This is a genomic window from Thaumasiovibrio clandestinus, from assembly GCF_047250365.1.
Classification (GTDB): domain Bacteria; phylum Pseudomonadota; class Gammaproteobacteria; order Enterobacterales; family Vibrionaceae; genus Thaumasiovibrio.
In genome coordinates, this window is sequence record NZ_JBLBVL010000009.1 from 55,426 (window position 1) to 74,031 (window position 18,606).

At 48.0% G+C, this 18,606-nt stretch carries 14 protein-coding genes; 5 read left to right on the forward strand and 9 right to left on the reverse strand.

Annotated elements, in window-relative coordinates; all coding sequences use genetic code 11:
• Positions 1-80: 80 nt before the first annotated feature.
• From ACKLNH_RS13355 to priA, 6 genes are all read right to left on the reverse strand, one after another.
• Positions 81-986: a 1,4-dihydroxy-2-naphthoate polyprenyltransferase gene (locus ACKLNH_RS13355; RefSeq protein WP_413112758.1), complete on the reverse strand. Its 906-nt coding sequence runs from the start codon at positions 984-986 to the stop codon at positions 81-83.
• 110 nt (positions 987-1,096) lie between these two features.
• Entirely contained in the window at positions 1,097-2,431 is a 1,335-nt protein-coding gene (gene hslU / locus ACKLNH_RS13360) for an ATP-dependent protease ATPase subunit HslU (protein WP_413112759.1), read from the reverse strand.
• Positions 2,432-2,442: 11 nt separating this feature from the next.
• The gene (gene hslV / locus ACKLNH_RS13365; RefSeq protein ID WP_413112760.1) at positions 2,443-2,970 is read right to left on the reverse strand and encodes an ATP-dependent protease subunit HslV; all 528 of its coding nucleotides are present in this window, start codon (positions 2,968-2,970) and stop codon (positions 2,443-2,445) included.
• Between the two features lie 139 nt (positions 2,971-3,109).
• A complete protein-coding gene (locus tag ACKLNH_RS13370) occupies positions 3,110-3,706 on the reverse strand; it encodes an SPOR domain-containing protein (RefSeq protein WP_413112761.1) in 597 nt (198 codons plus the stop codon).
• 107 nt (positions 3,707-3,813) lie between these two features.
• Positions 3,814-4,818, reverse strand: a complete 1,005-nt coding sequence (gene cytR, locus ACKLNH_RS13375; RefSeq protein ID WP_413112762.1) for a DNA-binding transcriptional regulator CytR — start codon at positions 4,816-4,818, stop codon at positions 3,814-3,816.
• A 372-nt stretch (positions 4,819-5,190) separates the two neighbouring features.
• On the reverse strand, positions 5,191-7,389 hold the full coding sequence (gene priA / locus ACKLNH_RS13380) for a primosomal protein N' (protein WP_413112763.1): 2,199 nt from the start codon (positions 7,387-7,389) through the stop codon (positions 5,191-5,193).
• A 258-nt stretch (positions 7,390-7,647) separates the two neighbouring features.
• Here priA and rpmE point away from each other — a divergent pair, with 258 nt between their 5' ends.
• Together rpmE and ACKLNH_RS13390 are read left to right on the forward strand one after the other, a co-directional pair.
• Positions 7,648-7,863, forward strand: coding sequence for a 50S ribosomal protein L31 (rpmE, locus tag ACKLNH_RS13385; protein WP_413112764.1), 216 nt, complete (start codon positions 7,648-7,650; stop codon positions 7,861-7,863).
• Positions 7,864-8,049: 186 nt separating this feature from the next.
• Positions 8,050-9,297, forward strand: a complete 1,248-nt coding sequence (locus ACKLNH_RS13390) for a malic enzyme-like NAD(P)-binding protein (protein ID WP_413112765.1) — start codon at positions 8,050-8,052, stop codon at positions 9,295-9,297.
• 67 nt (positions 9,298-9,364) lie between these two features.
• Here the strand turns inward: ACKLNH_RS13390 and metJ are convergent, their stop codons facing one another.
• The gene (gene metJ / locus ACKLNH_RS13395; RefSeq protein WP_413112766.1) at positions 9,365-9,685 is read right to left on the reverse strand and encodes a met regulon transcriptional regulator MetJ; all 321 of its coding nucleotides are present in this window, start codon (positions 9,683-9,685) and stop codon (positions 9,365-9,367) included.
• A 205-nt stretch (positions 9,686-9,890) separates the two neighbouring features.
• Between metJ and ACKLNH_RS13400 the strand changes: the two genes are divergently transcribed.
• The 3 genes from ACKLNH_RS13400 to metF all read left to right on the forward strand — a co-directional run bounded on the left by ACKLNH_RS13400 (position 9,891) and on the right by metF (position 14,540).
• Complete coding sequence (locus tag ACKLNH_RS13400) at positions 9,891-11,063, forward strand: O-succinylhomoserine (thiol)-lyase (protein WP_413112767.1); 1,173 nt, start codon at positions 9,891-9,893, stop codon at positions 11,061-11,063.
• Complete coding sequence (locus ACKLNH_RS13405) at positions 11,056-13,461, forward strand: bifunctional aspartate kinase/homoserine dehydrogenase II (RefSeq protein WP_413112768.1); 2,406 nt, start codon at positions 11,056-11,058, stop codon at positions 13,459-13,461. Before ACKLNH_RS13400 ends, ACKLNH_RS13405 begins: the two co-directional genes overlap by 8 nt.
• A 185-nt stretch (positions 13,462-13,646) precedes the next feature.
• Positions 13,647-14,540, forward strand: a complete 894-nt coding sequence (gene metF / locus ACKLNH_RS13410; RefSeq protein WP_413112769.1) for a methylenetetrahydrofolate reductase — start codon at positions 13,647-13,649, stop codon at positions 14,538-14,540.
• A 103-nt stretch (positions 14,541-14,643) separates the two neighbouring features.
• Here metF and ACKLNH_RS13415 read toward each other — a convergent pair whose 3' ends face one another.
• Positions 14,644-15,207: a PadR family transcriptional regulator gene (locus tag ACKLNH_RS13415; RefSeq protein WP_413112770.1), complete on the reverse strand. Its 564-nt coding sequence runs from the start codon at positions 15,205-15,207 to the stop codon at positions 14,644-14,646.
• Positions 15,208-15,680: 473 nt separating this feature from the next.
• Positions 15,681-18,311 carry a phosphoenolpyruvate carboxylase gene (gene ppc, locus ACKLNH_RS13420; RefSeq protein ID WP_413112771.1) on the reverse strand — a complete coding sequence of 877 codons (2,631 nt, stop codon included), beginning with the start codon at positions 18,309-18,311 and terminating at the stop codon, positions 15,681-15,683.
• Positions 18,312-18,606 lie beyond the last annotated feature (295 nt).

An 18,606-nucleotide genomic window follows, 5' to 3' on the forward strand; every position in this document is an offset into this window, starting at 1 on the left:
GTGGTTAAAAAATCATCTTGTTTCAGTATAACTTTCTTGTCAGGCATTGCAATCATAGAAGCTAGCATCGGTGAATCACATTAAGTTAATACGACCCCTGCGGCAAAAAATAGATTGGTTAACAGGGCGCATTTTACCATGACTGGCATCATCGGACGTAACGCAGCGCCATCTTTGGAGGTAAACACTGCTCGGCCATGATGCAATAATAGCGGTGCTGCGAAGAGAAACAGCCAACCATAGACAGATTTGAGCTCAATAAGGGCAAACAGGGCAAAACAGAGCATTGCGCTAGCCAGTAGCACTAAGTGATAGGCTCGTCCCCAGCGGGGTCCCATGCGAACAACCAGTGTATGCTTGCCACATGCTTTGTCGTTATCGATATCACGCAGGTTGTTAATGTTGAGCACGCCGACAGCCAGTAGGCCGCATGCTGTCGCAGGCAATAAAATAAGCATATCGATAGTGCCAACTTGTAGATAATAGGTGCCAGCAACGCCGAGCCAGCCGAAAAAGATCAGTACAGAGAGGTCCCCTAATCCGCGGTAACCATAGGGCTTGTCACCCATGGTATAGGCAATGGAGGCAATGATGGCGAAGGCGCCGAGTAAAATAAAGCTGAGTAGGTCTTGTAAATTAGTGGTGGCAAGCAGGAGCAAGGTAAGTCCACTACCAGCGGTGAGTGCAATATTTAAAGCGATCGCTTTTTTCATGGCACTGAGACTAATGCTGCCCGTTTGCAGACCACGGCGAGGACCAAGGCGTTGGTCGTTGTCCGTGCCCTTTACAGTATCGCCATAATCGTTAGCAAGATTGGATAAGATTTGTAACAGCAGAGCCGTCAGTATTGCTAACAAAGTGATGGTTAGTGAAAACTGGTTATCGAGGTTAGCAACAGCACTGCCACAAACGATAGAGGCGATGGCCAGCGGCAAAGTTTTAGGTCGTGCAGCATGAAGCCAAATAGCAAGGGTGGAGGAGGACATGATTACTCATCGTTATAATAAACACGCGCTAATGATAATCTAAATTAACGGTAGTGCTAACAAAAAAACCCAGCCATGTTTGACTGGGTTAGCATTCGCTTTCATCTCGGTTAAAGAATAAAGCGACTGAGATCTTCGTCAGCCACCAGCTCACCAAGGTGCTTTTTCACATAGGCTTCGTCGATGAGCATGCTATCGCCAGCTCTATCGGTCGCTTCAAATGAAATCTCTTCCATTAGGCGTTCCATTACCGTATGCAGGCGGCGAGCACCGATGTTCTCAGTGCTTTCATTGACTTGCCAAGCAGCTTCTGCAATTTGGTTGATGCCGCTTTCATCAAAGCTGATAGTGACACTTTCGGTTTCTAAAAGGGCAGAGTATTGCTCTGTTAAAGACGCTTTCGGCTCGGTTAAAATGCGTTTGAAGTCGCCGCTGCTAAGTGCCTCTAATTCAACACGGATTGGTAAACGCCCCTGTAGTTCAGGGATCAAGTCAGACGGTTTAGCAACCTGGAATGCCCCCGATGCGACAAATAGAATGTGATCCGTTTTTACCATGCCGTGCTTGGTCGTAACCGTCGAGCCTTCGATTAATGGCAGCAAATCTCGTTGCACCCCTTCACGGGACACGTCTGGACCTGATACATCACCGCGCTTACAGATTTTATCGATCTCATCGATAAAGACGATACCGTTATTTTCGACCGCGTAGATTGCTTGCTCTTTGAGCTCTTCAGGGTTAACCAGTTTGGCAGCTTCTTCTTCGGTTGCCAGCTTTAGCGCATCTTTAATTTTCATTTTGCGCTTTTTACTTTCACTTCCACCAGAGAGGTTCTGAAATAGCCCCTGCAGCTGATTGGTCATCTCTTCCATGCCTGGAGGGGCCATAATTTCGACACCGACTTGTGGCGCAGCCACGTCAATATCGATTTCTTTATCATCTAACTTGCCTTCGCGCAGTTTCTTGCGGAACGATTGACGGGTTGAGGAATTGCTATCACTCTCTTCTGCCTTACCCCAAGCATCACGTGCTGGTGGCAGCAGCGCGTCGAGAATGCGTTCTTCTGCTTGCTCTTCAGCGCGAAAGCGTACTTTCTCAGTGGCTTGTTGGTGGGTCATTTTCATGGCCACATCCGTTAGATCACGAATAATAGTTTCAACTTCTTTGCCCACATAGCCCACTTCGGTGAACTTGGTGGCTTCTACTTTAATGAATGGGGCATTGGCCAGCTTGGCAAGGCGTCGAGCTATTTCGGTTTTACCAACGCCGGTCGGGCCGATCATCAAGATATTTTTTGGGGTAACTTCTGGACGCAGCTCATCGCTAAGCTGCATACGACGCCAGCGGTTACGCAGGGCAATTGCCACTGCGCGTTTGGCTTTGTCTTGACCAATAATATGACGATCAAGTTCGTGAACGATTTCGCGGGGGGTCATTTCAGACATGCTGCATCCTGTTATTTTATTTCAAGTTCTTCGACAGTGTGGCTTTGATTGGTGAAGACACAAATATCACCTGCGATAGTCAGTGCTTTTTCTGCAATTGTGCGAGCGTCTAGCTCGGTGTTTTCGAGTAGTGCGATAGCTGCGGCTTGAGCAAAGTTGCCACCAGAGCCAATTGCGATGAGGTCGTTCTCTGGCTGAACGACGTCGCCATTACCCGTGATGATCAGAGAGGCCGTTTCATCAGCGACAGCCAACAGCGCCTCAAGGCGACGCAGAGAGCGATCGGTGCGCCAATCTTTGGCAAGTTCAACTGCTGCTTTAGTGAGGTGGCCTTGGTGCATTTCTAGCTTGCGTTCAAAGCGCTCAAATAGGGTGAATGCATCAGCAGTACCGCCAGCAAACCCTGCCAGTACTTTATTATTGTAGAGTCGGCGTACTTTACGGGCATTACCTTTCATTACGGTATTGCCGAGTGAGACCTGACCGTCTCCTGCAATGACCACTTTGTTGTCGCGGCGAACAGATACGATAGTTGTCACGGTGAACCTCATTGTTATGTTGGCAATGTGATGCCATAAAAGCCATGCTCTTTATCTGGGGATGAAGTCTGTGCTTTTCAAGCATTAAAAAAGCAGCGTAGTGCTGCTTTTTGTTTGCGGGGAATGAATATGATTTAGGCTAGTCCCAGTACCAAATTGCGCAGGGTTCGATACCAGCTCGACGTAATTGGTTACGATCGCGCTCAGCATCACGTTTTCGGTCGTAGGGGCCGAGTACAACTCGGTGCCATTGACCATTTTCACCTTCACTCACTCGCACTTCACTGGTTAGACCTTGAAAGGCGATCATCGCTTTACGTTCTTCAGCAGGAGCGCTTTGGCGATAAGCACCACACTGCATTAGATATGGCCGAGTCGGAGCCTGAGGGGCCTTTTTCTCAACTTCAACCGTCCTATTTTCGAGCAACTCCATATACTGCCACTCTTCTTCGGGTTTTGGTGGAAGGGGCTTGCTGGCTGATGTTGCAGACTTGTCAGCCGGTTTTTCAGTGGGTTTGTTGTCCTGTGTCTTTGATTGAGTCGGCGCTGTGGTGCTGGTTGCGACGGGCTCAGATGCAGGGGTTGTGGATAGAAAATAGAGCCCATAGCCTAATGCGCTGACTAATCCGGCAGCGATAATGGCCCACTTTATAGGGAATGGGGTATTGGATGTGGGTTGACGGCGTGATGGTTTCTTTTTTCCCTTACCGCGTTTAACGTAATCTCTGCTTGCCACAATTATTCGTTTGTCATGATCTTAGTTGGGCAATATAGTACAAACTTGCTCCTGCACTGACTAGGGCAGGAGCAACATTCCTATAAAAAACTGATAAGAAGTCGCCACTATTGTGGTGGTGGTGCCGCACTTTCACGAATAACCAACTTCGCATCTAACAATACGGAACCAGACTGTACCTCTTCTCCTTTAAGAAGTTGTAGCAACATTTGCATTGCCTGGCGGCCAATTTCATAACGAGGTTGAGAGACAGTGGTGAGTGGTGGGTCACAGTACTCAGCAAACTGGATATCATCAAAGCCAACGATAGAGAGCTCTTGTGGCACACGTACACCCAAGCGTTTGGCTTGTTGCATTGCACCGATAGCAATGACGTCATTATGGCAAAAAATAGCGGTAGGCGGTTCAGGAAGCGACAGTAGCGATGTCACAGCGCGTGCGCCGGATGCAAAAGAGAAATCACTCTGTACGGTATAGGCCGGATTAAGGGTAATACCTCCTCGACGTAACGCTTGTTGGTAGCCTTGGGTGCGAAATTCACATAATGGAGCATCGCTAGGGCCAGTGATTTGAGCGATGTGCTTATGCCCCATTTGGGTTAGGTAATTCACCGCTTCAAATGCGGCAGTGAGGTTATCAATGTGCACCGTTGGTAGCTCTAGTTCAGGGGCGTACTCACACGCCATCACTAAAGGTGGAAGGTTCTTCTGCTCCGGTTTACTGACATCAAAGGGGAGTTGCGTACCAAGTAAAAGCATCCCATCAGCCTGTTTGGTGAAGACCAAATTGACAAATGAGCTTTCACGTTGTTTTTGTTGTCCACTATCGCCCAGTAACACCAAATAGCCGTTTTCCATCGCAGCTTCTTCGATGCCACGAATAATTTCAGTGAAATAAGGGTCACAGATGTCGGGAATGATCGCCACGATAGTCTTAGACTCATTGCGTCGCAGATTGCGTGCGAGTGAGTTAGGGGAGTACCCGGCTTCCATGACTGCCTGCTCAACTTTTCTTCGTGTAGAGGCCGACACTTTTTCCGGGTTCATCAATGCCCGCGAAACAGTCGCGGTAGAAACTCCGGCAAGCTGGGCAACATCCTTCATTGTCGCCATAACATTAATCCTCGTTATATTTCTCTCGTGTTCAGCAATAGGACAACTCAAAACAAGTCATCAGCTAGCATTGCCAAAGTCTTGCAGGCGTAGCGACAAGAAATCAATGAACCGATGAAAACAGATTAGTCATTACGCCTAGAATCTAAAGCCTTAGAATCATTATCTATTCTATGCTCATGCTTGACTATTAGACACCGTTTGTCTGATTGTTTTTTCATAGAAAAAGTGATGTGCCTCACATACCTATTAACTTATTGGTCGCTCTAAAATAATAATTCATTGATATCATTATTAATAGTATTGAAAACAAACCGACAATAAATGGCTACAAAGAGAGTGATGCAAGGCGACTTCGGGTTGGCGATATAACTAGACCATCTCTTGTGGTTCGACATCGAGCGTCCAGCGAACTTTTTTACTATCGGGGAGGACATTGATGGCAGGACGAGCGATGGATAACAACTGTTGTAGCATGCGCCGAGTAGGTGCTTGCACCAATAACTGCCAGCGGTAGCGTCCTGCTCGGCGAGCCAAAGGTGCTGGGTTGGGGCCCAGAACTTCAATGTCAGGTGAATAGACAGGGCTGGCCAGTAATAACTGTCTAACTTGATACAGAAAAGCCGCCGTCAGGTCATCATTGTTGGCCTCCGCACGGATCATGGCCAGATAGCGATAGGGTGGCAGTGCGGTTTGCTGCCGTTCTCTTAGTGCGTGCAGGGCAAAGTGGTTGTACCCCTGATGTAGCAGAGTGTGAAGCAGGGGGTGCTCAGGGTGATGGGTTTGCAACAGGACTTCGCCTGGCTTACTGGCTCGCCCTGCACGTCCAGCCACTTGAACCAGTAGTTGAGCAAGGCGTTCTGGCGCACGAAAGTCATTACTAAATAGGGCACTGTCAACGTCTAGCAGCGCAACCAAGGTGACGTTCGGAAAATGGTGACCTTTGGCGAGCATTTGCGTGCCGATCAGTATTTGGTATTCGCCGGCATGAATCGCATCTAAGTACTGTTCTAAACTGCCTTTGCGTCGTGTGCTGTCGCGGTCGATACGAATCGTTTTTTGTTGTGGAAATAACGAGGCGAGATGCTGCTCTAGTTGCTCGGTTCCAACACCTGCAGTAACGAGTTGGGTAGACCCGCATGATTGGCATTGTGGCATGAGTGGGCGTTGGGTCGCACAGTGATGGCAGCGCAGCTCTTTACTCTGGGCGTGATAGGTATAGTGGGTATCACAGCGCGGACAGTCCGCAATCCAGCCACAGGCATGGCATAGAAGAGCGGGAGCATAACCGCGTCGGTTAAGAAAGAGCAGAACCTGGTTGCCGGCATTGATGTGCTTGCGCATTTCGGCAATCAAAGAAGCGGATAACCCCCCTTCAAGGTATTGATTTTTAATATCCACGATACCATGGCGAGCGGTACTGGCTTTACCGGCTCGCTGACTAAGAGTTAGGTGGTGATACTTGCTTTGCTGTGCGTTATACAGTGACTCTAAAGAAGGGGTAGCAGAGCCGAGAATGATCGGGATCTGCTCCTTGCTTGCCCGCATAACGGCCAGATCTCGTGCATGGTAGCGCAGGGTGTCTTGTTGCTTGTAAGAAGCGTCGTGCTCTTCATCGATGATGATCATTCCAAGGGCTGCAAACGGGGTGAAGAGCGCAGACCGAGTGCCAATAATAATGCCGGCTTCATGTTCTCGGCCAGCGAGCCATGCTGTCAGTCGTTCACTGTCAGAGAGGCCAGAGTGGACCACAGAGAGAGGAATGCCGGCAAAGCGACGCTGAAAGCGCGAGATCGTTTGTGGGGTAAGGCCAATTTCAGGCACTAGGATGAGTACCTGTTTACGGGCTGCTAAGATGGGTTCAATCACATTAAGGTACACTTCGGTTTTGCCTGAACCCGTAATGCCATCGAGTAGGTAGCAATGGTAGCCTTGCCCAGCATTAATGCTAGCCACGGCCAATGCTTGTTCGGTATTTAGTTGTGGTTTCTCTTGCGTGACATCGGTTGACCACTGTTGCCGCTGCGGTATATGGGTGTGATTGATAACCCAACCTTTTTTTGACATAGCCGTTAACGTAGCATGGGAAACACTGTCGGCGAGTAATTCGCTATGGGGTCGTGCTCCATGTTGTAACAAAGCCAATACCTGCGCTTGCTTTGGTGCGCGTTGAGCAACAATGGTTGGGTTTTGCTCTTGTCCTTCAGAACTTAACGCCCAGCGCTTAATTGGTTTATGGCTGGCAGGTTCCCCCTTGCGCAGCAGAGCAGGCAGAGCCAGACTGACGGTGTCGCCAAAGGGGTATTGGTAATATTGGCTCGCCCACTGTAAAAGCTCGTATAGCGGTGTGGGCAAGATTGGGCATTGATCCAGAACCTCAGACACTTTTTTAAGCTTTTTAAACGGGGAGCTATCCACTAACTCAGTGACAATCCCAACAAGTTCACGGCGCTGAAATGGCACTTTTACTCGCCCACCAACGGTGACCGTTTGTTGTTCGGTGAGCTGATAGTCAAAGCACTTATCTAGTGGTACAGGTAAGGCGACACGTGCAATGCGGGGATTGGTCATTATAGGGCTCCGATTAAAGACAGCTCTAGTGTAATCACTCTGTACAACGGACGCAAAGCAGGAGCCAGTAGACGGCACATTCTAGTTAGAGCATGGGGAAAAAAACAACACATTTAGTTGAACTAAGACAGGTGATAGATTACTATACGCCGCCTGAATTCATTGTTGCAATTTCGTAGCGATGAACATTTATTAACGACGTGTGGTGCCCGGCTTTGGATCGGGAGAGCGACGCGGACTTCACATTGAGGTTTTCCCATGAAACAAGGTATTCACCCAGAATACAAAGCCGTAAACGCAAAATGTTCTTGCGGCAACACTTTCGCTTTCAACTCAACGTTGAAAAAAGGCGAAATTCACCTGGACGTATGTGACAAGTGCCACCCATTCTACACTGGTAAGCAACGTATCGTTGATACCGGCGGCCGTGTTGACAAGTTCAAAAAGCGTTTCGGTGCACTTTCAAGCAAGTAATTGCTGCACAGATTCGGAAAAAGGTTGCTTCGGCAACCTTTTTTTATGCTTGGAATTTGGCGATATTGTGCACCGCAAGCAAAAAATCATCCTCTTGTAGCACGCAGGGTGGGATTTTTTATCTTAGATGGCTTATGATTTGCGCATGTTCCGTCATTGCGACAAATAATCAGGAAAATCACCACTATGTCTGACGATCTTCGCCAGCAGGCATTGCACTATCATGCCTATCCAACACCGGGAAAAATTTCGGTGGAACTAACCAAACCGGCTGACACTGCTATTGATTTGGCATTGGCTTATAGTCCAGGCGTCGCAGAGCCCGTGCGAGAAATCGCTCAAGATGCGGATAATGTTTATAAATATACAGCGAAAGGAAATATGGTTGCTGTTATTTCGAATGGAACGGCGATTTTAGGGTTAGGTAACTTGGGCCCGATGGCATCCAAGCCCGTAATGGAAGGTAAGGCGCTTCTATTTAAGCGTTTTGCTGGCCTTGATGCGATTGATATTGAAGTAAAGCATCGCACAATTGATGAATTCGTTGATACCGTAGCCAATATTGCCGATACGTTTGGCGGGATCAACCTTGAAGACATTAAAGCCCCTGACTGCTTTGAGATTGAGCGCCGTCTTATTGAACGTTGTCAGGTGCCAGTTTTCCATGATGATCAGCACGGTACAGCGATCGTTACTGCGGCTGGAATGTTGAATGCGCTTGAGTTACAAGGAAAATCACTCAAAGAAGCGCGCATTGTTTGTTTGGGGGCGGGAGCCGCAGCGGTTGCGTGTATGGAACTGCTGATCAAGTGTGGCGCACAACGCGAACGCATTTATATGCTCGATCGTAAAGGGGTTATTCATACGCGTCGGGATGATCTGAATGAATATAAGCAGTTGTTTGCCAACAATACAGATAAGCGTACGTTGGAAGACGTTATTGATGGCGCTGATATCTTTGTTGGTGTCTCGGGACCAAACTTGTTGCCACCAGAAGCATTGAAGCTAATGGCTGATAAGCCGGTTGTTTTTGCTTGTTCAAACCCTGATCCAGAGATTAAGCCAGAGTTGGCACATGCAGTGCGTAGTGACCTTATTATGGGGACAGGACGCTCTGATTACCCAAATCAGGTTAACAATGTTCTGTGTTTTCCATTCCTGTTTCGTGGTGCACTAGATGTGCGAGCGCAGGTGATCAATGATGAGATGAAGCTAGCGGCGGTTGAGGCGATTCGTTTGTTAGCGAAAGAGCCAGTACCGCAGGCGGTATTGGATGCCGCTGGCGTTGAAGCATTAAGCTTCGGCCCTGAGTATATTATTCCAAAACCGATGGACCCGCGTTTGCTGTCACGTGTGGCCAAAGCGGTGGCCGTTGCGGCAGTTGAGTCTGGTGTTGCACGAATTGAGATGCCAGCAAACTATATGGAAGCCTAATTAGATTAACCCTAATTTGGAGCCAAAAAAACCAGCCGTGTGGCTGGTTTTTTTTGTTCGAAAAGATTTACTCTTCGGTGAGTTCTTCGAATGCAATGCCCAACTCTTCCATCATGCGTTTAGCTTCAACAGGAATGTCGTCTGGCGAATCTTTACGAATGTCGTCATCCGTTGGTAGCGGTTGTCCCGTATAGGCATGCAAAAAAGCTTCACACAGAAGTTCACTGTTGGTCGCGTGACGCAGATTATTAACCTGACGACGGGTTCGTTCATCTGTCAGAATCTTTAATACTTTCAATGGAATTGAGACTGTAATCTTTTTTACTTGCTCATTTTTTTTACCATGCTCTGCATATGGGCTGATGTATTCACCATTCCACTTCGTCATTCTGCACCTACTTAGCCAGCGATATTAAAATTGTTGAAAGATGTATAAGGGGAATTTTAGCTGCTTTTACTGCCATAAGCAAAGACATATAGACGTCTAGAAGTGTTGACGTCTCACTGCGTACGCAGTAAGGTGGTATAAGGGTTTACGTTTGCAATCTGTGATAATAAAGAAATGCGCAGGTTACTGAAACAAGGATGAGTTTATGAGTGACAAGCAACTGGCGACGATCGCTGTGCGAACCGGTATTGAATCAGACAGTCAATACAATGCGGTCGTTCCTCCAATCTATTTAACCACGAATTACGGGTTTACCCAACTGGGTGAAGTGCCAGAGTATGATTATTCTCGTGGTGGTAATCCTACCCGCGATCTGGTTGGTGATGCGATTGCCCAACTGGAAGGTGGTGCAGGGGCTGTCGTAACAAACTGTGGCACGTCTGCGATCAACTTATTAATTTCAGCCTTACTGGGAGTTGATGATTTGATACTTGCTCCGCATGACTGTTATGGAGGCACTTATCGGTTGTTTAATAGCCGAGCGCAGAAAGGCGACTTCCAGCTTCAATTTGTCGATCAGTACGACGACAATGCGTTTGAGCAAGCACTCCAAGCCAAGCCAGCATTAATTTGGCTTGAAACGCCATCAAACCCCTTGCTACGCATCGTAGATATTGAGAAAGTTTGTAAAAAAGCCCGTGAAATTGGCGCGTTGGTGGTGGTGGATAACACTTTCTTGAGCCCTGTCTGGCAACGGCCATTAACATTAGGCGCTGATTTTGTTGTTCACTCGACGACCAAGTACCTTAATGGTCATTCTGACGTTATCGGTGGCGCATTGGTCGCGCGTGATGAGCAGCAAATAGAAACGCTGCGTTGGTGGGGTAACTGTATCGGAGCGACTGGCGGCGCATTTGATGCCTATTTAACCTTGCGAGGGTTGCGCACCTTGGTGCCGAGAATGCGAATGCATGAGGAAAACTGTCAAGCGGTCCTCGACTGCCTGCAGCATCAAGAGCGTGTTAGTGCCTTATATCATCCTAGTTTGCCTGCTCACCCTGGTCATGATATTGCCGCAAAGCAACAAACAGGGTTTGGTGCCATGTTGAGCTTTGAACTGAGTGCGACGGAGGAAGAGCTGAAGACGTTTCTTCACGCACTACAGCACTTCTCATTGGCGGAGTCGTTAGGCGGGGTTGAGTCGTTAATTTGTCACCCGAGTAGCATGACACATCGAGCGATGTCTGATGAAGCACAAAGAGAGGCAGGTATAGGGGCTGGCTTATTGCGTTTATCGGTCGGGCTGGAAGATAGCCGTGATTTAGTTGCCGACTTGCAGCAAGCGTTTGCTCGCCTAGAGAGGGGGCATAATGAATAAACAACGTCAGTTGCATAAGTTTGGCGGCAGCAGCCTTGCGGATGTTAGTTGTTATCAGCGTGTCGTGGAGTTATTGCGAAACTACTCTACCCAAGAAGATTTGGTTGTGGTGTCCGCTGCGGGAGAGACAACAAATCAACTGCTGGAATTTATTTCTTATTGCGAGCAAGACGGGCGTTTGGCACATGAAACGTTGATGCACATTCGTCAATATCAACAGACCTTGATCCAAGGCTTGCTACCGTCTGATGCTTCCTTATTAGATCGCCTATCTAGTGATATTCGCCAGATTGCTCTATGGGGTGAAAATCCTTTAACCCTAGACCAACAGAGTCATATTCAAGGGTTTGGAGAGGTTTGGTCAGCACGTTTATTAACAGCATTACTTAACCAGCAGCAAATGCCAGCGGTTGCGATTGATTCTCGCACGGTATTGCGCGCTGAGCGAGCGGCTCAACCAGAAGTTGACAGCGCATTATCATGGCCTTTGGTCCAAACAACATTGGCACAGCATCCTGAGCGTCGCATCGTTATTACCGGGTTTATGGTACAAAATGCGGCTGAAGAGACCGTGCTGTTGGGGCGCAATGGCTCAGACTACTCTGCCACTGTACTTGGTGCACTGGCTGGCGTTGAACGCGTGACGATTTGGAGCGATGTCGCTGGCGTTTATAGCGCGGATCCACGAAAAGTCAGTGATGCCTGCTTGCTGCCTCTATTGCGTCTTGATGAAGCCAATGAATTGGCACGATTGGCAGCACCCGTGTTACATAGTCGCACATTACAGCCTGTTTCACAGAGCGCACTGGACCTAACACTGCGTTGTAGCTCACAACCAGAATCTGGATCAACCCGTGTTGAGCGAGTCTTAGCGGCGGGGCGTGGCGCTAAAATTGTCACCTCTCTTGATGATGTTTCGCTGTTAGAGTTAACGATTGAGCGCACACACGATTTTGCGTTAGCGTGGCATGAGATTGATGGGTATTTGCAACGTCAACAACTGCAGCCGCTGGCCAGCTTCGCGAGTGAGGATAAAGGGTTGGTGCAGTTGGCGTATACCGATGAGGTGATCGGCAGTGTCATGACAGTATTGCAGCAAGCTTCGCTAGCGTCTCAAATTCGTTTAAGAGAGGGCTTCAGTGTCGTAGCAGCGGTTGGATCCGGAGTGACGTCGAACCCCGTCCATTGCCACGGTTTCATGCAGCAACTAAAAGCCTTGCCCGTCGAGTTTTTTGCTGAATCTGAACTCGCTCTAAGCTTGGTTGCGGTGGTTCGCGGTGCATTGCCAAAGGCATTACTTCCAGCATTACATTCCACACTATTCCAAGCACAAAAACACATTGGCTTGGTTTTATGTGGCAATGGCAATATTGGTAGCGAATGGTTAAAACTATTTTCTCGACAGCAAGCGATTTTGTCACGCCGTTACGGCAAGCGCTTCTCATTGGTGGCGGTGGTCGATAGCAAGTTGGCGTGGATTGATGGACAAGGCATTGACGCTGCTGGAGTGGCAGAACGCTTCATTGATGAAGCAAAAGCCTATGCGGACGAATCTCTGTTCTCTGGGCTTGCAGGGTTGGATTATGATGAGATGGTTGTCTTGGATGTGACAGCAAGCCATGTATTAGCTCGTCGTTATCCGGAAATCGCGGCACTAGGCATGCACCTCATTTCTGCGAATAAGGTGGCTGGGTCTGCTTCTAAATCCGATTATGCCTTGGTTCAAGATGGCTTTGCTAAGACGGGCCGACATTGGCTCTACAATGCAACGGTAGGTGCAGGGCTTCCTATAAACCACACGGTGCGTGATTTACTCGAAAGTGGTGATCGCATTATTGCATTATCGGGCATTTTTTCAGGCACCTTATCTTGGTTGTTTGAACAGTTTGATGGCAGCGTGCCATTCTCCCATTTGGTGGAGCAAGCTTGGCAGCAAGGATTGACAGAACCTGATCCTCGCGCAGATCTGGATGGCAGTGACGTGATGCGTAAACTGGTTATTTTGGCTCGAGAAGCAGGGCTTGATATTGAACCAGAGCAGGTCACCGTCGAATCATTAGTGCCCGAAGCGCTGAGAGATGGGCGCGTTGATGACTTTTTTGAGCAGGCAGATGTGCTGAACGCCATTTTGGCTGAGCGATGTTTAAAAGCGAGTAGCAATGGGCAAGTTTTGCGTTACGTCGCGCGTTTAGATCGCAATGGAAAAGCCAGAGTGGGAATCGAAGCATTAGCAGAGAATGATGCACTCGCAAACCTATTACCTTGCGATAATATTTTTGCGATAGAAAGTGAGTGGTATCGAGATAACCCGCTGGTTATTCGTGGCCCTGGAGCGGGACGAGAGGTGACGGCAGGGGCTTTGCAGTCTGACTTGAATCGATTGGCTGCATTATTATGAGCGTGACTCGCGTTGTCAGTCGAGAAAAGCCGACATGGCCTTTTTTCACGTTCAATATGAAAATAATTCATGTTAATCGCATTGACATTGGCGACGATTCACGCGATTCTTTGGACATATAGACGTCTAAACGTGTGTGTAGTGCGTTAGCGTTATAAAATAGAGGCAAGAAAAGGAATTTCACGATGGGTTATACACACGCTAGTCAATTGGATGCGTTAAATCAGAATATTGCTGATTTGGATGGGCGCATAAATATCTCTTTTGAGTTTTTTCCGCCCAGCAGTGAAAAGATGGAGCAGACCCTATGGAGTTCAATACATCGTCTTAAGAGCCTGAAGCCTAAGTTCGTTTCTGTCACCTATGGTGCCAACTCTGGAGAGCGGGACCGAACGCACTCAATTATTAAAGAGATAAAAGAATCAACGGGTTTGGAGGCGGCTCCTCACCTAACCTGCATTGATGCGACACGCGATGAACTGCGCAGTATCGCTCGTGACTATTGGGCTAATGGTATCCGCCATATTGTTGCATTGCGCGGTGACCTGCCAGCAGCAGGCGTTAAGCCGGACATGTATGCAGCTGACTTGGTGGCACTACTAAAAGAAGAAGCTGATTTTGATATCTCAGTTGCCGCGTATCCAGAGGTTCACCCTGAAGCGAGCAGTGCACAGGCTGATTTATTGAATTTAAAGCGTAAAATAGATGCAGGGGCCAGTCGAGCCATTACGCAATTTTTCTTTGATATTGAAAGCTACTTGCGCTTTCGAGATCGCTGTGCAGCAGCTGGCATTGAAGCGGAGATTATTCCGGGTATTCTGCCAGTCTCAAACATGAAACAGGCACGCCGATTTGCTGAGGCGAATAATGTTAGGGTACCAGGGTGGATGAGCAAGCAGTACGAAGGCTTGGATGGTGATTTGTTAACACGGCAACTGGTGGGTGCCAGCAATGCGATTGATATGGTGCGAGTATTGAGCCGCGAAGGTGTAAAAGATTTTCACTTTTATACTTTAAATAGAGCGGAAATGACTTACGCGTTATGTCATACCTTAGGGGTGAGAGAACAGTTAGCGTAATTTGCCAGCCGCAAAGACATAAAAAAGGGCACCAATCAGGTGCCCTTTTAATAGATTGCGAGTAACGTCTTAGCCTAGCAAATAAATGCGTTACTGCTCACCGTTAAAGTGCGACAGTGCTTTGTTCACTGTCCATTGCATTCAGTTCCGACACTACCTCTTCTGCCCAAGAGACCCATGCTTCACTGTTGATAATACAGCGGCGCAAGGTCAGGCGATCAAGGCGTGCTTGACGATCTAATGCGGAAGGATCCGCAAAATGCTGTTGCTCAAGCCCACGGTAGTGGTTTAGCAACGTTTGAGTTTCTTCAATTAATCCGAGGATATGCTCCTGCATTGGCATTGAGTTATACACGCTACAAACCAATAGCTTGGCGGATAACTCGTCACGAATGGTTGGATTACGCACTGGCTCTTGGAACCACTCAAATAGTGAGTGACGACCTAATTCAGTAATTGAATAGACCTTGCGATCAGGTTTACCTTCTTGTGGCTGCAATTCGCAGGTGACCAAGTCGTTGGTCGCCATTTTATTCAGCTCGCGGTAAACTTGCTGGTGGCTCGCTTTCCAAAAATAGCCGATGCTGTGTGAAAACTCTTTTGTGATATCGTAACCTGTTGCATCGCGATTGCTAAGCACAGTTAAGATGACGTGTGGTAATGACATTTTATTCTATCCGTTTCAAGAACTACATACGCTCACCTAGGTCGGACATTATCCATCGCTCTAACGGCGCTTATCAGTATCAAGTTGCACTGCCCAAGTGAAGGCGGGTAGCATAGCATCAAATTCAATAAAAACGATACAACGACAGTATAAATCAGCATAATTAACGTCATCAGTGACTAATTTCAAATGCCTGTCAGTATGGTATGTTATGCACTTCGAGCTCATAAATTGTACATTCATGCAGACATGTACAGAAATGTTTAAATCTGCACCTGTTACTAATTGCAACTAGATGCAAATAACCGAACTGCACATCACTAGTTAAGCGCATAAGGCATAGGTTGCAGTGTCATAAATATGATACACAATCGGAAAGGCCAACTTTTACTCCATCTTAATTACAACTTTTATCCATAAAAAAAAGCCGCAACAGAGTTGCGGCTGATAATGGGCTGCTTATGATGTGATGATTAGCCAGTATTGCGCATGCCAGCGGCAATACCCGCAATTGTCACCATTAAGGCTTCTTCCATTTGTGGCGCCAACTCTTCTTGTTGACGGGAACGATAGAGAAGCTCTGCTTGTAACATATTGAGTGGCTCAACATAAATGTTTCGTAAACGGATCGCCTCTTTCCCCCATGGGTTTTCTGCCATGAGGTTATCGCTGTTTTCCACGGCCAATACGGCTTGAATATCGTTACTTAGTTGCTGACGCAAGCGCTCACCGAGTGGCCACAGCGATTGATCAACCAGGCGCTGATCGTAGTACTTGCTGATGGTTTGATTGGTTTTGGTGTAGACCATCTCCAGCATGCCCAAGCGGGTAGAGAAGAAAGGCCATTCTCGACACATCTGTTCCATGAGGGCTTGATGACCTTGTGCAACGGATGCTTGAATCGCTTCTCCGGCACCTAGCCAAGCAGGAAGAACTAAGCGGTTTTGGCTCCATGCAAAAATCCATGGAATGGCGCGTAAGCTCTCTACACCCCCGTTAGGGTTGCGTTTTGCAGGGCGTGAGCCTAAAGGTAATTTACCCAATTCCAGCTCAGGGGTGGTTGAGCGGAAGTATGGAACGAAATCAGCTTCACCACGCACGATGTTGCGGTATGCATCGCAAGAGATTTCAGATAGTGCGTCCATTTGATCTCGCCACTCTTGCTTGGGCGCAGGAGGTGGTAGTAAGTTGGCCTCCAAGATTGCACTGGCATACAAGCTAAAGCTGTTAACCGCCACGTCAGGCAAGCCAAATTTAAAGCGGATCATCTCTCCTTGTTCAGTGACACGTAAGCCACCTTTTAGGCTTTGTGGTGGCTGAGATAGCAGTGCGGCATGTGCAGGAGCACCGCCGCGTCCTACCGTGCCACCACGACCGTGGAACAAGGTGAGCTCGACGCCGGCTTGTTCACAGACATTAACCAACGCTTCCATGGCAGTATATTGTGCCCAACCCGCGGCCATAACCCCGGCATCTTTGGCTGAATCTGAATAACCGATCATCACCATCTGGTGGTTTTGAATAAAGCCACGGTACCAGTCGATGTTTAGCAGCTGGTTAATGACGGCTTCTGCGTTATTGAGATCGTCAAGTGTTTCGAATAGCGGACAAACATCCAAACGGAATGGGCAACCCGCTTCTTGTAGCAATAGGTGAACGGCAAGGACATCGGACGCAGTGCGGGCCATTGAAATGACATAGGCACCCAGTGCTTCGCGAGGCTGTTTGGCAATGATGCGACAAGTGTCAATAACCTCTTGAACCTCTTGGCTGGGTTGCCAATCACGAGGTAGCAGTGGACGCTTAGAAGAGAGCTCTTTAACAAGGAAGGCAACTTTGTCCTGCTCATTCCATTGATCATAATCACCAAGCCCGAGATAACGCGTAAGCTCAGAGATGACATCAGAGTGACGGGTACTTTCTTGGCGAATGTCTAAGCGTACGAGGTGAACACCAAAACATTTGACTCGACGTAGAACATCCAACAAGTGACCATCGGCGATGATTCCCATGCCACATTCATGCAGAGATTCATAACAGGCAAAGAGCGGCTCCCAAAGCTGTGCTTCGGTAGTGATGATCTCACCCACAGGCTCAACATCACCATTAATTCGTGCCTCCATGACATCACGAGTTAAAGTCAACTGAGCACGCAACGTCTTCACAATAGCACGGTAAGCTTCGTGCTCATCGCCAGCAAGCTGGCGAACGGTGTCGTTGCATTTTACCATTGACAGCTCGCTAACCAACTCTTGAATATCCGTAAGGAAGAGATCTGCGGCTTTCCAGCGCGATAGAAGCATCACTTCTCGCGTCACGTCTGCGGTTACAAATGGGTTGCCATCACGATCGCCCCCCATCCATGAGGAGAAGAGTACTGGTGCGGCATCAATCGGTAACCCTTCGCCTAAATGCTGGTGTAATTTCTCATCAAATTGACGTAAGAACTCTGGCACGGCTTGCCAAGCAGAGTTTTCGATAACCGCAAAGCCCCATTTGGCCTCATCCAATGGTGTTGGACGTTGTTGGCGAATAACATCTGAATGCCACATCTGTGCAATGAGCTGCTCTAGGCGGGATTCGGTTTTTGCTCGCTCTGCTGGTGAGATTTCAGACAGTTCTAGTTTCGATAGGCACTTATTGATCTGTACCAGCTTATGGATAGTGGTACGTCTTGCTATTTCCGTTGGGTGCGCGGTGAGTACCAGCTCAATCTTAAGGTCTCGCACAGCTTCAATGGTATCGAGTTGGCTGATGTTTTTGTCATCAAGCTTTTCGAAAAGCGTATCGATGGAGTCAGGGCTGCAGATATGCTCATCGCAATGGCGTGAGATAGTGTGGTACTGCTCTGCTATATTGGTAAGATTTAAGAATTGGCTAAATGCACGAGCGACAGGCAATAGCTCACCGTCGGATAGGTTTTGCAGCTCAGTGATCAGCAGTTGACGATCGTCCTCGCTGCCTGCTCGTGCAGACTTTGATAGTTTACGAATTGCTTCCACTTTCGCGAGAAGTTCATCACCGTGGGCTTCTTTGATCGTGTTACCTAGCAGGTGGCCAAGCATGCTGACATTGCTGCGCAATGCACTGTATTTTTCCTTCATAATGCATCCATCTCGTAATTTTGTTACAAATTAAATTGTAAAATCCTGTACGTAATCTAGCCATGAACCGGTAGTCAGGTCAAATGGAGTTGAATATGTCTGTAAAAAAACCACACATCATTGACCTCTATCATTCAATTGTTCTGTAAAACGGCTATTTTTTAGTCGATTAAACGCCAGTTATGCACCCGATCCTGTGCCCGAAAGCGAAGCGCTGGCATCTTAACGTCCTGCTCGTTGTTATTGTCGCAGAAGCGATTTGTTTGCAGAGTCGATAACGTTTTAACCATCCTAA

What these genes read in the sequence shown, in the direction of transcription:
- ACKLNH_RS13355 (WP_413112758.1), bottom strand. Translation starts at nt 986, where the DNA reads ATGTCCTCCTCCACCCTTGCTATTTGGCTTCATGCTGCACGACCTAAA.
- hslU (WP_413112759.1), bottom strand. Translation starts at nt 2,431, where the DNA reads ATGTCTGAAATGACCCCCCGCGAAATCGTTCACGAACTTGATCGTCAT.
- cytR (WP_413112762.1), bottom strand. Translation starts at nt 4,818, where the DNA reads ATGGCGACAATGAAGGATGTTGCCCAGCTTGCCGGAGTTTCTACCGCG.
- priA (WP_413112763.1), bottom strand. Translation starts at nt 7,389, where the DNA reads ATGACCAATCCCCGCATTGCACGTGTCGCCTTACCTGTACCACTAGAT.
- rpmE (WP_413112764.1), top strand. Translation starts at nt 7,648, where the DNA reads ATGAAACAAGGTATTCACCCAGAATACAAAGCCGTAAACGCAAAATGT.
- ACKLNH_RS13390 (WP_413112765.1), top strand. Translation starts at nt 8,050, where the DNA reads ATGTCTGACGATCTTCGCCAGCAGGCATTGCACTATCATGCCTATCCA.
- metJ (WP_413112766.1), bottom strand. Translation starts at nt 9,685, where the DNA reads ATGACGAAGTGGAATGGTGAATACATCAGCCCATATGCAGAGCATGGT.
- ACKLNH_RS13400 (WP_413112767.1), top strand. Translation starts at nt 9,891, where the DNA reads ATGAGTGACAAGCAACTGGCGACGATCGCTGTGCGAACCGGTATTGAA.
- ACKLNH_RS13405 (WP_413112768.1), top strand. Translation starts at nt 11,056, where the DNA reads ATGAATAAACAACGTCAGTTGCATAAGTTTGGCGGCAGCAGCCTTGCG.
- metF (WP_413112769.1), top strand. Translation starts at nt 13,647, where the DNA reads ATGGGTTATACACACGCTAGTCAATTGGATGCGTTAAATCAGAATATT.
- ACKLNH_RS13415 (WP_413112770.1), bottom strand. Translation starts at nt 15,207, where the DNA reads ATGTCATTACCACACGTCATCTTAACTGTGCTTAGCAATCGCGATGCA.
- ppc (WP_413112771.1), bottom strand. Translation starts at nt 18,311, where the DNA reads ATGAAGGAAAAATACAGTGCATTGCGCAGCAATGTCAGCATGCTTGGC.